The following is a 12517-nucleotide window of genomic DNA, read 5'->3' on the forward strand; positions in this document are numbered from 1 at the left end:
ATTTTTAAGACAAATCTAAAGTAAAAAGTCTTGCAATAATTTACGACTTATTAACGCAAGTTTATACTTTTACAACATAGCGTATTCGACTTTTTTATGGAGAAATTGAAATTGATTTCGGCAACAGATCTCGCCAAACGTACCAATTTTAGAAGTGGTGAAGTAAAATTTGGAGAGAAAATGCTCACGGTTCCGAAAGATGTAAGTGCCGAACATTTCATCGCCAACTGCGAAGCCAAATACGTCTTGTTTGGTATTCCGGAAGATATTGGCGTACGAGCCAACCACGGACGTCGCGGTGCACACCAAACCTGGGACGTTGCCCTAACTGCCATAGCCAACATTCAGCACAACCGTTTTTGTAAAGGAAGTAAGATTCTCGCACTCGGCGCTATAGATACCGATGCAGAAATGGAAGCCGCCGAAAATTTGGATTATAAAGTTTCTGCCGATCGCGATGCACTAAAACTCTTGGTCGGAAAAATCGATCGCGAGGTGGCACATTTAGTATGTACGATTATTAAAGCGGGGAAAATACCTATTATTATTGGCGGCGGACACAACAACGCCTACGGAAACATTAAAGGAACGGCGCTGGCAAAAGGTAAATCGGTTAATGCCGTGAATTTAGACGCACATTCCGACTTCCGGATTCTGGAAGGCCGACATTCCGGAAACGGCTTTTCATACGCCTACGAAGACGGATTCTTAAAAAAATATTTCGTCTTTGGTTTGCACGAATGCTACACGTCAAAAGCCGTACTCGATTTATTAAAGAAAACCGACGACCGCGTGCGTTTCAATACCTACGACGAAATTAAGGTGAAACGACAAAAGAACTTCGAACAAGAACTTTTTCAAGCACTCTCGTTTATTAAAACCGACTATTTTGGTGTGGAAATTGATTTAGACAGCTTGCCGTTTGTGCCCAGCAGCGCGATGACAAACAGCGGATTCTCGATCGAAGAAGCGCGGCAATTTGTGTATCACTTCGGCTCGCATCCGAACGCCAGTTATTTGCATATTTGCGAAGGAGCGCCCGAATTAGAAAATACCGGCAATCCGCAATTGCTCGGAAAACTAATTGGCTATTTACTAACCGATTTCATTAAAGCTTCAGATTGAAACTAAAAAAGTCGGCCATTACGACCGACTTTCGCTCAAAACTTAAAACAAATCACTATTTATTAAGGACAACTTGATCGATCACGTGAATTACGCCATTCGATTGATTCACGTCGGCAATAGTAACGGTTGCGTTTCTTCCTTGCTCGTCGGTCAGAATTACATTCGAACCTTTAAGCGAAGCTTTTAATTTTCCGCCTTGTACGGTGGTAAACGTTGCGGTTCCGTTGCCTGCTTTAATGGCTTTCACTACATCGGCAGCGCTAAATTTGCCTGCCAAAACATGGTACGTAAGTACTGCTTGCAGTTGTTTTTTGTTCTCTGGTTTTAACAAAGTTTCCACGGTTCCGGCCGGAAGTGCGTCGAAAGCGGCATTTGTTGGTGCAAAAACAGTAAACGGACCTTTACCCGAAAGAGTTTCTACCAAGCCAGCGGCTTTTACAGCAGCCACCAAAGTCGTGTGATCTTTGCTGTTTACGGCGTTCTCAACAATGTTTTTTGTAGCGTACATCGGTGCTCCGCCCACTTCCGGGTTTTTTTGTGCATGTACTGTTGTTGCGCCAAAAAGTACAGCTGCAACTAAAATCATTTTCAACTTTTTCATAACAATTTATTTTTTTGATTATGCTTGAAGTTACGTAGAGAAACACGAAACGGTTTTAAACTTCCTGTGAATTAACGCAAGATTAACCACAGTTTAAGAATGCGCTTATATAAAGCGTTGTTTTACTGTATTTACATTTATTTCAATTTTTTCCCTTTTTTAAATCGTTTCAATCTTTCAATCTTTCAATCTTTTAATCTTTTCAATTTTCACTACATCACTTCGGTTGACCACATAGGCACAGAGTTCACAAAGTTTTACACGATGTCAAAAAAGCGTCGTTTCTCTCTATTTACCTTTATTTCAATTTTTTCGCTTTTTTAAATCTCTCAATCTTTTAATCTTTCAATCTTTTAATCACTTCGGTTGACCACATAGGCACAGAGTTCACAAAGTTTTTACACGATGTCAAAAAAGCGTTGTTTTTCTCTATTTACCTTTATTTCAATTTTTTTACTTTTTTAAATCTTTTAAATCTCGAAATCTTTCAATCTCGAAATCTTTTTATTAGCTCTTCCCGTTTTCCGCTGTAGTCCTCGTAAAAAACGGCACGTTCACACGTCTTGCCGTGGGCTTCTGAGGTCGCCCGCGCAACCCGGTTCACGTAGCCGTCATTTCCTGCGGGCTGCCGCTACAACCGGGGCTAGGGCAAATTGTTACTAACGATAGGTGGAAAAAACGTATATTCGTAATAAATACAAAGTGAAAGGAGTTTCCATTTTACCAGTTAAAAATCAACGTAGAATTTCAGCATTCTAGATAACAAATTAGTACTGATTTACAAGTGTTTTGGAATTGGAGGGAAATAATGAAACTAAGGTAACCGAAGATTTACGAAAATTTATGAAATCACAATACTGCTAACTCTAAACGAACAAAAAATGCCTTTTACATTTTCACATCCAGCCATAGTTTTACCGTTAACACTTTTGCCTCGGAAGTGGTTCTCCTTAACTGGGCTTGTTATAGGCAGTATGACACCAGACTTTGAATACTTTTTAAGAATGAAAATTGTGAGTAAATACAGCCATACGATTGACGGACTCTTTTGGTTCGACTTACCGTTAGGGCTACTGCTTGCGTTCATTTTTCACAATATGGTTCGAGACCGTTTATTTGATAATTTACCAACAGTATTAAAATCACGGTTTTCAGCATTTAGACACTTCCATTGGAACGCACATGCCAAAAGAAACTGCTTCGTTGTAGCAATTTCAATTTTAATTGGTGCAGCATCACACGTTTTTTGGGATAGTTTTACCCATGAACACGGCTATTTTGTTCAGAAAATACCTGCATTGCAAATCAAGTTCGAGCTTATAGGCGAACAAATCGCAGTCTTAAAAATTTTACAACACGGGTCAACTTTAATCGGTGGACTTGTACTCGCTTTTTCAATTTATAAACTACCGACGACTAAAATCGAAAATCAAAATATTGATTGGAAATACTGGTCAATATTAATAGTACTTGCTTGCACTATTTTTAATCTAAGGCTACTAACCGGACTTGAACTGAAACAGTACGGGAATCTTATTGTGACTGCAATTTCCGCTGTACTACTTGGATTAATATTTACACCTATTCTTCTCATGAAATCAAAAAAACGACAAGAACATATACTTTGAAACTCATTTGGTTTTTTTATCTGTAAAATGATCGAAGTTCGCACAAAATCTAACAGTTCTACGGTTTTTCACCATACAAAAGTTGCTTGGTAGAGAATTTTGAAAAATTAGTAATTTTCCAAGTCGGTATAGAATAGGAAAGCGCATTTAATTCCAAAATCTCAACAAGCATGAAAAATAGTTACAAAGTAGAAATAATATACTTCTTTACGGCACTTGTAATTAGCGTTGTCGCTTTTCACTTCTTGTTCAACCTAACAAACATAGGAACAGAAAGCGTTGTCGATGTATACATACAGGACACTAATTCAGTAATAGAAAAGAAAGAACTTTTACCAATATTCTGTTTAGTCATTATTTACTTAGTTTATTTATCAAGAGTTTTCTTTCAGAAATTTAAGAACCGGCAAACACTACGAATCTTGTCTTCAGTAAGTTTGATATTAATCTTAGTTTGGCCAACAATTTTATCATTTGTGAAAATTAATGCGGTAGAACCGGGATGGGTAGTTTACCCGCCACTTTCCGCCGGAAAAGTTGAAATCGAAGAGAATAACTACAATAAATTATATCCAATAATCTACTTTACCTTTTTTATAACAACAATCTTGGGAATTTTTTGTTTTTATAAACTCGGAAGATTGCACAAACAAGTAAGCTTGTAAAACAGTGAAGCGTTTACTAACAACATTATTTAAAACGACCCGCCGATCTTCAAATTAATACAATTCTGAGGATAAATTAAAAAGTATCCTGTCTTCGCAAATCCGTAAAAAGATGATAGAAATTATTACCCCAAACTTTAGCCAAAATAAAACATTTAAAGTTGCTATTATATTACTAACAACAGCAATATTCATAGTTCTCTTAGAAGCTCCCTCAACTTTTAGACATTATGAAAATCCGCCAATTCTATTGTATTTCGCTTTCTCTTTTGTTACTAGTCTATTGTTTTTCAGCACATCTCAGAAATTCATTATTGTAGAGAAAATAATTTATTCGGTATTGATCGGCACCGCAGCATTGTTAGCTAGTGCTGTGTTATCCGAAACTATTTTAGGTAAACTTTATGGTTTCGACGACAATTTTTCGATGGTAAAATCTCAAAAATTTCTACAAAATCTGGTTTTTTACGTATTCACTTTCACTTAAGATAGCACAATTTTTGGAATTTGGAATAAGTACCAAAAAGAAATTTATCATTAAACCTTCACCAACAACTCTGACCATTGCACAACCCCTTTTTTCGCATTACTTTTGGTAAAAACTCCCAAATTCCACTTAAATCAAGGCCTTTTAAGCCCATCCCATTTTTCGAGCGAATGCCAAAACACGATAAAATTTCCTGTGGCACAATTAAATTCAAAAGATGATTGAAGTGAAACGTCTTCTAAAAATAGTATTTCTGCTAGCAACGATTTATTTACTTGTGCCCTACTGTATCGGTCTGTTTGAGAAAATTCAAAATCCAGCTTTAAAAAATCTACCTTTTACTGATTATCTATGGAACGGAATAATACTACTTGCTATGCTTTTGTTGAATTTCAAATGGTTATTTCTCGATAGGAGAAAGCAATGATGCAAATTTGAAATCTACACTACCCCACTAATTCCGATTTTAAATCCATATAAACCAAGTACAAAAGCATTTCAAAATACGTATATTTTTTGTATTTTTGCACGTATAATCGATTGTTATGGATGCCAAATTAACGTTGAAACTGAATCAGGAGGTAATCGAAAAGGCCAAAATATATGCGTCACATAAAAAGATTAGTCTATCAAGATTAATCGAAAACTACTTAAATTCAGTAACGAACGATGCTCAAAACAACGATTCTATTGTTATTTCACCTTTTGTGAAAAGTTTGAGTTCAGGCAAAAAACTCCCCATCGATTTAGATGACAAACTAGAGTATTCTGAATATCTCATAAATAAGCACAAATGAGTAAAAGAGTATTCTTAGATACGAACATTATCCTTGATTTACTTGGCGATAGAGAACCGTTTTATCATTCCATTGCTCAAATTGCCACCTTGGCAGATCAGAAAAAACTACAACTTGTAGCTTCCCCCATTTCATTTGCTACAGTGAACTATTTTCTTTCAAAATTTGAGGGAACTCAAGTAGCTAAAGACAAGCTACGAAAATTCAAAGTTCTTTGTGAAATCGCTATAATAGACGACACGATTATTGAAAAAGGACTAAATTCAGATTTTGTGGATTTTGAAGATGCGCTGCAGTACTTTTGCGCTGTTGATTCTAAATGTGATGTTATCTTGACCAGAAACGCAAAAGACTTTAAAAACGCAGAACTTCCTGTATTTTCTGCTGATGAATATATAAAAATTACATCCGATAAGTAAGGTCTGATTATAGATTTGAATTCCCTCACGCTCCTCAAATTCGCACAACTTTGAGGCTGATTTGAAATGATAATATTCATTTACAATTACAAATAATTTCACGAAAGGCTATACAATGCTCCATGCGCCCTGTTACATCTTCCCGATTCAAACACATAATTCCATCACGCATCAACAGCTGCATTCTTTTTAACACGACCAGAATCCGACTAGCACATCGACCAGAATCTTATAAGTTCGGAAAGCTTAAAAGAATGGCTACTTCCTCATTTTCAAAGACACAAAGCGGTTCATAGTACGGGGTGTGTAATCGCCGGCTTTTTTGTACTGAATCGAATCGCGTGAACGAACTTCAATGATCTGGTACCTTTCAATATCATCTTTCCATTGATCATCAGTAATAAAATGTTTGATATCTATGGTTCCGAGGTTGATGGCGTTGTCGTACGAAAGAGCATTAAGAGCATCAATTTGACTTTGCTTTTCCGCGTTGTCGGGCGACAAAGCTGTTTTAGTTTGATCCAAATTTGGATACGGATGGTCTAGTCCGTTTAAAAACTCATGGAAAACAAAAGACTTCGACTTTTCAAAATAAATAGGCACGACGGCATAAAACGGATATTGTAAACGAGAACCCTCAAACTCTAGTCGCAAATAAATTTCTGGCGGATAATCATTACTTGAATAACCGCAACTGATGCAATTGTATCGTATCAAAAGTTCGTATTCTTTTGTTTTTGCATTGTATTTTAAATCGTAATTCCTTAGATATTTAAAAGTTTTGGAATCGTTGAGAAACACTTCAACATTTTTGTAGGTATATCTGAGCGTTTCCTTCGTATTTAATTTGAACTTAAATTTAAAATGCCACAACTCACCATCTTGCGCAACCATAAGATTTGAAATCAACAGCATTAATAGGAGCAGTACTTTTTTCATGTCACTTAAATTTAATTGTGTTTTAAATCCGATTTTCTTGATAATCGGTTCTTACTGTTTAAGCTTTAAAATAACGAAATCGCAAAAAAACGGCTGTCGGTTGCAACCTACATTTTTGCAACGATGGTTTTTAAATCGTTGTCTGTTAAGTTCTCTTTCATGCGGTTTCGCTTTGACAATTTCCGATAAATGGCGTTGTATTTTTTAAGCTCTGGGCTTTCATATTTTTTAAGATACCTAATCAATAAAACTACATGGGAGTATCCCAATTGTTTCACTCCTTTGAGATTCGTGTTTTTGTCTTGATGCTTCTCAAAGTAATACTCAAAATTTTCTTTGGAAAGCTGTTTAAGGTAGGTAATTAGGTCTTCACGCTTGTCAAATTTATCAAAAAGCTTAACTTTTGCATAGGAAGAATTTGCGTACGAATAATACCGCGAACCCAGTCTTTTTTGCTCTTCTTCGAGCTTTACGTTTATGGTTTGTAACGCTTGAGTGAAATCGTTCCCAATCACATAAATGTTGAAAAGCATATCTAGTGCTAAAAATGTAAAGTGCTGGCTTTCCCACGCGGCTTGGGAGATGTTACTAGCCAGTAGTTGTTTATAATCGGCTATAGCTGCCGTAAACTGTCTGGTTTTCATAAAATAGAGTCCGCGCTGGTAGTAGAAATCTCGCTCTTTTACAAAGTTGAAATTGCTCGTTTGAATATAATCTAGATAGATTCTCTCAAATTCTTTATCATAGGTTTTTATACGCAGCTTTTCCGGATTGGTTTCGGCGTTGAGGTAATGGGAAAATGGCTGGTAAACCCAATCGCCGTCGAGCAGCGCAACTTGTAGGGTGAGACGCTCCCATCGCAGCGGATCGTTCAAAGAGTCTTTTTCCAACATTCGTGTAATATCTGCAATTCTTTGCGGATAACCTGTGGTTGGATTGGGTTGCGCTGCAAGAGTGCTGGATACCAATAACAAAACGTATAAATACTTCACAAGTTCGGATTTTACAGCGCAGGAAGAGCTTTACTACTAAAGTACTAACGATTATTGATGGAGTTTATTTTAAGACTGGTTAACTCATTCGAATGTCAAAATACCTGTTTTTGAATTTGGGGAATTTTAGATTGTAATTTGTGTTTGAATGCGTTCAGCGAGAAAAAAAGTAGCTTTTCGTAAGCCGTCTATTTGTTTGCTGGTTCATTTCCAAAAACGTCGAACCAAGCTTTTTGAGGTCGGTTTTTCGGATAACCGTCTTCTGCGCGGAACTTTTTTCGCACTTGGGTAAAATCCCACCAAGCTTTTGTGGTGTCGAAGGTATTGGCGAAATATACGACTAACCTAAACTGGTCTTCTACACAAAGATCTACCCAATAGCCTACCTTTTGTTCGTAAGCATCAAAGAGCTTTGCACCTTCTTTATCTTTTAACTCGTCAAGTGTGAAGAAACCTAGAAAAACTAAATCTTCGGCAAACTTGATTCCGCTCGACGGAATATTTTGGAAAGTTACCAGCGCGTGAATTTCTCGTGCTCGTGCGGCGGATGCGTTGAGAACGACTTCTAATTCGGCAGTTGCCAAATAAGCTAGGTCGGCCATTTTAATTTTTTGCTGTCTCAGACTTGCTTTTTCGGCGACTGTTAGCGGAAGTTTTATGTTGGTTTTGGTTTTCATCTAGCGCAAAGGTCAGGAAATAGTCAATATTATCAGTTGTAAAAATTCACAGGGTGCGCGAATTATTGAAATTTTATAGGTAACCGCAATAATAATGATCAACCCACTCTGCGAGAGTTTAAAACTCTCGCAGAGTGGGTTGATTTACATCTTCAAAACGATTTAGTTGTAACTACACTTATTGATTTTAGATGGTAGACAAACCTTATTATAAATTCTACTTTTTAATCGAATTCAAATTTTGAGTTTATAGTTCCAAAAAACTGTCGATTCGAATGCAATTTCCACCGAACGTTGGCAACGTATTCCGCAGCAGCGGCAGAGCGGATTACCCCACAGCCCGCGCCCGGGGTTCGGGTGCAGGGCGAGGAGTATGAGCGACGACGCGGCCCCACATTATACTAATGTCACGTACGGACGTTTTTTCGTGGGGGCTGCCCAAATAATGAAAAAGAAACCGCCGATTGAAGTCGTTTTTTAAATAGTGCACTTTAAATTGAATTAGTTTTTTATCTTTAACCAACTAACTGACTTGATTATGAAAAAAATTGTATTTGCTGGGCTAGTGCTTGCCAGCTGTTTTAGTTACGGACAAGAGCATTTCTCGGGATTTAGCTCGTCGAGACGTGTGGGTATTTTAAATGCCGGTGCTAACCCATCGGAATTAGCGAATCTTTTTAGAACGGTCGACGTGCAAATTTTTGCTTTTGGCGTTGATGCGAGCAACAACAAGGTTGGTTTTTCGGATTTGATTAACGGCGAGAATCTGGAAGATTTGATTTTTGCTGGTGGCGAAGCAGTTGATTTTGATGTTAATACCCAAATCATGGGTCCGAGTGTAGGTTTCAAGGCCTTTGGGTTGGGTTTTGGAGTTGCTTCGCGCTCGCACATTCGCGCCAACATCAGCAACGTAAATACCGAGCTGGGCGATGCGCTTACCAACAGTGCCCTAATAGCATTTTAGGTGCCAGTACCATTTCGAACAGCGAAAACCAACGGATTACTGGAACAGTGTGGGGCGAATTAGCACTTAGTGCCGCTCGAAAATTGTACGACAAGAAAAATCATCAGATCAATGCCGGGATTTCTTTGAAATTCCTGTTTCCAGGAAGCTATGCCAACTTAGGAATGTCGGCTTTTCAAGGAACCATAACAAATACCGCGGGCGATGTTCGTTTGAACAACGCTGCAGCCCAAGTAAACATAGCTTATTCGGGCTCATTAGCCAATGAATTTACTGATGCGGGCGACTACTTTAGCTCACTTTGGGGTGGTTTAAACGGTGTAGCTACCGATATCGGTGTTGATTATCAATGGAAAGGAGCCGACAATAAATACAAACTAAAAGTAGGTGCGGCTGTGTGTAACATCGGTAGCATGACTTTTAAAGATGATAATAATGCGACACGAACGTATTCGCTAGTTGTGAATGATAGCAATCCCGTAAACGGACTTGGTTTGGATTTGAATCAGTTTGAATCAATCGACGGTTTGCGCGATATTGAAAACATTTTAATTGCGAACGACGGCACCAACGGCGTTGATTTTAACTTAGAGAACGAATCGCGTGACTTTAAGGTAAAGTTGCCTACCATTTTGAATTTATACGCAGATTATCAGATTATTAGTAAACTATCGGTAACCTTATTTATGGTACAGCGTTTAAACGACGAAGGTGCTAACGACCAAATTTTGTCGCAAAATATGCTTTCGATCACACCGCGATTTACCACAGGAATGTTTGAAGGCTTTATTCCTGTAAATTTTAATGAAGTAAGTGGAACCACAGCTGGTTTAGGCTTGCGCTTAGGCGGATTTTTTATCGGATCTAATTCGATACTAACAGCAGTGTCGAGCGATTCCAAGCAAGCGGACTTTTTCATCGGTTCGCGATTTGGTATTTTGTAAAACATGAAGCATATTTTTAATCCATCGGTCTCGGAACGTGTTGCAAAATTAGAGCAGCTTCGCGATTATCTTCAAAAAATAGAAGCGGAAATCGTTGCCGCATTATATGCCGATTTAAAAAAATCGGAATTTGAAGCCTTTGCTACGGAAATTGGTTACGTGCAGGCAGTTTTGTCCGAAACGATTAAGAAACTTCCGAAATGGAGCAAAAAGCGTCGGGTTAGTCCGGCGCTTATTAATTTTCCGTCGCGCGATTATCTGCTTGCGGAGCCTTACGGAAAAGTGCTCATTATAGCTCCGTGGAACTACCCGTTTCAACTGTCGATGGTTCCGCTGATTTCGGCCATTGCTGCCGGAAACACCGTAGTTTTGAAACCTTCGGAATACGCGCCAAAAACTGCATTATTGGTTTCTAAGATTGTCCGGGAGAACTTTGATGTAAAACAAGCCGTTGCTGTTTTGGGCGATGCGGAAATTGCAGCCGATTTACTTGCGAAACGTTGGGATTACATTTTTTTCACGGGCAGCGTACAAACCGGAAAGTTGGTTGCACAAGCGGCGGCCAAACATCTGACGCCACTTACTTTAGAGCTGGGCGGAAAAAACCCTTGTATTGTAGATCGTTCGGCCGATATAGAATTGGCAGCCCGCCGCATTGTTTGGGGCAAGTTTTTAAACAACGGGCAGACCTGCATTGCGCCTGATTTTCTTTTAGTGGATGATTCTGTAGCAGATTCATTAGTTGCCAATCTTAAAGTTGAGATTAAACGGATGTTTGGCGATTCTATTCAAGATAATCCGGATTATGGACGCATCGTGAATAGAAGGCAGTTTTTGCGTTTGAAAAAATATCTTGAAATGGGTGTCGATGTGATTCACGGTGGTCGAACCGACGAATTTGATTTGTATATCGAACCCACTTTAGTATCGGTTTCGGATGAAAATAGTTCGATCATGACCGACGAATTGTTTGGACCCATTTTGCCAATTGTCACGTATCGTTCGAAACAAGAACTCGATAAATGGCTTACGCGACTTGAAAAACCACTAGCCTTTTACATCTTTTCGAATTCAGAAGTTTTTATTGACCAAAACACAAGACAGTATTCGGCTGGTGGGATTTGTATTAATGATACATTGGTTCAGTTTACCAACAACAAGTTGCCGTTTGGCGGTGTTGGCGAGTCGGGTTATGGCGCCTATCACGGCGCTTATTCTTTCGAGACATTTTCGCACAGAAAACCGATTGTTCGCCGAGGTTCTTGGTTAGATATTTCGCTACGCTATCCGCCATACGCAGGAAAACTAGCTGCCTTGAAAAAATTGTTGAAATTATTTTGAAACAATATACTTACAATTGCTACTAATCTTTCATCTTTGAAGCTATTAACAAACTAAAAACTACTTTTTATGAGCACTTTCAACGCAAAAAATCCTGTGCATTTAAGTTTTGGCGAAGCGATTGAACAAACATTTAACACCTGGAAAAAAATTGCATTACTAATGGGAGGAATCCTGATCCTCCTCGGCATAGTTGCTGCTATTATTTACGGAGGAATTTTTGCGGTAATTTTCGGGACTACAGACTTGACCAACGAGATATTGAATATGCAGTCGCTCGACAATCAGACACCGCGAATGGTACTGACCTTGATTTTTACAATTATTGCCGCGGCAGTTTTTTCACCAATTACTGCCGGACTACTACAAATTGCGCACAATGCGGAAAGCGGAGAAGATTACTCATTTAACACCGCTTTCGAACACTATAAAAGTGTGCATGTTAAGGATATAATTTTGAGTGCTGTAATCATAAACCTAGTTTCTCAGGGATTTTCGATAGTTGGTGAACTGTTTGCCTTACAAACCGATGCCATCAGTACATTTATAGCAGGACTTTTGTCGCTTGCATTAACGATTCTTACTTTTATGTCTATTCCGTTTATCATTTTTGGAAAACTAGATGCCGTGGAATCCATCAAAGCAAGTTTATCTGTATGCGGGCGAAAGTTCTTCATCATTTTATTATTGATGCTCGTTATCGGGCTATGTATAGGTTTAGGAATTCTTGGTTTATGTATCGGTATCTTTTTCACGATGCCACTTTACTACACATTACAATATAATGTCTATCGCTTGGCAATAGGAATTGATAATGTTGATGAATTATCCCAAATTGGAGAAGACAGTAATTAATCTTAATCCAAAAGTTTTATATGAAGCTGCCCTATTCGGCAGCTTTTTTTATACTGATAATTGCTAAATACTGTTAAAAT

General features: G+C 38.3%; 12 protein-coding genes. 8 read left to right on the forward strand and 4 right to left on the reverse strand.

Going from position 1 to position 12517, the window contains the following annotated elements:
* Window positions 1-96: 96 nt before the first annotated feature.
* Complete coding sequence (locus ACOVQQ_RS09715) at window positions 97-1125, forward strand: formimidoylglutamase (RefSeq protein WP_421818027.1); 1029 nt, start codon at window positions 97-99, stop codon at window positions 1123-1125.
* 55 nt (window positions 1126-1180) lie between these two features.
* Here the strand turns inward: ACOVQQ_RS09715 and ACOVQQ_RS09720 are convergent, their stop codons facing one another.
* On the reverse strand, window positions 1181-1729 hold the full coding sequence (locus tag ACOVQQ_RS09720) for a fasciclin domain-containing protein (RefSeq protein WP_421818028.1): 549 nt from the start codon (window positions 1727-1729) through the stop codon (window positions 1181-1183).
* An 881-nt stretch (window positions 1730-2610) separates the two neighbouring features.
* On the opposite strand from ACOVQQ_RS09720, the gene ACOVQQ_RS09725 reads away from it, so the two are divergent.
* The 3 genes from ACOVQQ_RS09725 to ACOVQQ_RS09735 all read left to right on the forward strand — a co-directional run bounded on the left by ACOVQQ_RS09725 (window position 2611) and on the right by ACOVQQ_RS09735 (window position 5725).
* Window positions 2611-3357 carry a DUF4184 family protein gene (locus ACOVQQ_RS09725; protein WP_421818029.1) on the forward strand — a complete coding sequence of 249 codons (747 nt, stop codon included), beginning with the start codon at window positions 2611-2613 and terminating at the stop codon, window positions 3355-3357.
* 1697 nt (window positions 3358-5054) lie between these two features.
* The gene (locus tag ACOVQQ_RS09730; protein ID WP_421818030.1) at window positions 5055-5306 is read left to right on the forward strand and encodes a DUF6364 family protein; all 252 of its coding nucleotides are present in this window, start codon (window positions 5055-5057) and stop codon (window positions 5304-5306) included.
* Window positions 5303-5725, forward strand: coding sequence for a type II toxin-antitoxin system VapC family toxin (locus tag ACOVQQ_RS09735; protein ID WP_421818031.1), 423 nt, complete (start codon window positions 5303-5305; stop codon window positions 5723-5725). Before ACOVQQ_RS09730 ends, ACOVQQ_RS09735 begins: the two co-directional genes overlap by 4 nt.
* A gap of 258 nt (window positions 5726-5983) precedes the next feature.
* Here ACOVQQ_RS09735 and ACOVQQ_RS09740 read toward each other — a convergent pair whose 3' ends face one another.
* From ACOVQQ_RS09740 to ACOVQQ_RS09750, 3 genes are all read right to left on the reverse strand, one after another.
* A complete protein-coding gene (locus ACOVQQ_RS09740; protein ID WP_421818032.1) occupies window positions 5984-6664 on the reverse strand; it encodes a hypothetical protein in 681 nt (226 codons plus the stop codon).
* 107 nt (window positions 6665-6771) lie between these two features.
* Window positions 6772-7656, reverse strand: a complete 885-nt coding sequence (locus tag ACOVQQ_RS09745; RefSeq protein WP_421818033.1) for a hypothetical protein — start codon at window positions 7654-7656, stop codon at window positions 6772-6774.
* A 188-nt stretch (window positions 7657-7844) separates the two neighbouring features.
* A complete protein-coding gene (locus ACOVQQ_RS09750; RefSeq protein WP_421818034.1) occupies window positions 7845-8258 on the reverse strand; it encodes a helix-hairpin-helix domain-containing protein in 414 nt (137 codons plus the stop codon).
* Window positions 8259-8871: 613 nt separating this feature from the next.
* Between ACOVQQ_RS09750 and ACOVQQ_RS09755 the strand changes: the two genes are divergently transcribed.
* The 4 genes from ACOVQQ_RS09755 to ACOVQQ_RS09770 all read left to right on the forward strand — a co-directional run bounded on the left by ACOVQQ_RS09755 (window position 8872) and on the right by ACOVQQ_RS09770 (window position 12437).
* Window positions 8872-9297 (forward strand): hypothetical protein, encoded by a 426-nt coding sequence (locus ACOVQQ_RS09755; protein ID WP_421818035.1) that lies wholly within the window; start codon window positions 8872-8874, stop codon window positions 9295-9297.
* 83 nt (window positions 9298-9380) lie between these two features.
* A complete protein-coding gene (locus tag ACOVQQ_RS09760) occupies window positions 9381-10241 on the forward strand; it encodes a hypothetical protein (protein ID WP_421818036.1) in 861 nt (286 codons plus the stop codon).
* Window positions 10242-10244: 3 nt separating this feature from the next.
* Window positions 10245-11582, forward strand: a complete 1338-nt coding sequence (locus ACOVQQ_RS09765; RefSeq protein ID WP_421818037.1) for an aldehyde dehydrogenase family protein — start codon at window positions 10245-10247, stop codon at window positions 11580-11582.
* 69 nt (window positions 11583-11651) lie between these two features.
* The gene (locus tag ACOVQQ_RS09770; RefSeq protein ID WP_421818038.1) at window positions 11652-12437 is read left to right on the forward strand and encodes a hypothetical protein; all 786 of its coding nucleotides are present in this window, start codon (window positions 11652-11654) and stop codon (window positions 12435-12437) included.
* Window positions 12438-12517 lie beyond the last annotated feature (80 nt).

The sequence above is a fragment of the Flavobacterium sp. genome, from assembly GCF_049240005.1.
GTDB lineage: Bacteria > Bacteroidota > Bacteroidia > Flavobacteriales > Flavobacteriaceae > Flavobacterium.

Excerpts from the sequence above, each read along its gene's own strand:
- ACOVQQ_RS09740 (WP_421818032.1), bottom strand. The coding sequence starts at position 6,664 with ATGAAAAAAGTACTGCTCCTATTAATGCTGTTGATTTCAAATCTTATG.
- ACOVQQ_RS09735 (WP_421818031.1), top strand. The coding sequence starts at position 5,303 with ATGAGTAAAAGAGTATTCTTAGATACGAACATTATCCTTGATTTACTT.
- ACOVQQ_RS09755 (WP_421818035.1), top strand. The coding sequence starts at position 8,872 with ATGAAAAAAATTGTATTTGCTGGGCTAGTGCTTGCCAGCTGTTTTAGT.
- ACOVQQ_RS09720 (WP_421818028.1), bottom strand. The coding sequence starts at position 1,729 with ATGAAAAAGTTGAAAATGATTTTAGTTGCAGCTGTACTTTTTGGCGCA.
- ACOVQQ_RS09725 (WP_421818029.1), top strand. The coding sequence starts at position 2,611 with ATGCCTTTTACATTTTCACATCCAGCCATAGTTTTACCGTTAACACTT.
- ACOVQQ_RS09770 (WP_421818038.1), top strand. The coding sequence starts at position 11,652 with ATGAGCACTTTCAACGCAAAAAATCCTGTGCATTTAAGTTTTGGCGAA.
- ACOVQQ_RS09730 (WP_421818030.1), top strand. The coding sequence starts at position 5,055 with ATGGATGCCAAATTAACGTTGAAACTGAATCAGGAGGTAATCGAAAAG.
- ACOVQQ_RS09715 (WP_421818027.1), top strand. The coding sequence starts at position 97 with ATGGAGAAATTGAAATTGATTTCGGCAACAGATCTCGCCAAACGTACC.
- ACOVQQ_RS09765 (WP_421818037.1), top strand. The coding sequence starts at position 10,245 with ATGAAGCATATTTTTAATCCATCGGTCTCGGAACGTGTTGCAAAATTA.
- ACOVQQ_RS09750 (WP_421818034.1), bottom strand. The coding sequence starts at position 8,258 with ATGGCCGACCTAGCTTATTTGGCAACTGCCGAATTAGAAGTCGTTCTC.